Source organism: Oleiphilus sp. HI0043 (assembly GCF_001634935.1).
In genome coordinates this window covers 1-551 of the sequence record NZ_LWEY01000815.1, presented here as the reverse complement: position 1 = coordinate 551, position 551 = coordinate 1, and the positions used below count along the sequence as shown (strand labels likewise).

1 protein-coding gene is annotated in these 551 nt (G+C 41.2%); it reads right to left on the bottom strand.

Going from position 1 to position 551, the window contains the following annotated elements; translation table 11 throughout:
• Positions 1-231: 231 nt before the first annotated feature.
• Positions 232-551, bottom strand: a 320-nt coding sequence (locus tag A3729_RS33870; RefSeq protein WP_082882068.1) for a hypothetical protein, incomplete at its 5' end; no start/stop codon positions are given.

Below are 551 nucleotides of genomic sequence, written 5' to 3'. Positions count from 1 at the left end.
AGAAACTTAAACAGTGGAGCGGAACAGTGGGAAACCGTGCCACACACCCTAGAACTTTAAACGAAGGAATGCTTAATAAGAACTGAGCACTCCTTGCCGAATATTGAGCTCTATACCTTTAGAGCCAAAAAAATTTAACGCTTTTATAAACGGCGCGCGTGTCTTTGCGCGTCCAGTGTAGCCCACGTTTCTTTGTGGGCGGAACGAGGTTTGATAAACTTGTTAAGTGCTCTATTTCTCAACATATTTAAAGGTATCAGCACCATCGAAAAACCTAACATTAACGGACTTAAATATCTCAGGAGCAGCCATTCTGGCGTTGATTGCGACCCTATTTGTACCGTCATCTCTTTTTTGTGTGTAGTGAGTTGTACAACCACAAAAAGTGCAAGAATGATATGAGCGAACTTTGCTACCCCACAAATAAACAGTAGCCTCTGATTTTACTTTAATATCAACTTGATCGACTGTGTAATAAGCCCAAAGAGCACCTAGCCGGTAACACATTGAACAATTACAACTGGTAATTGATTCTAGTAGCATGTCTGCTG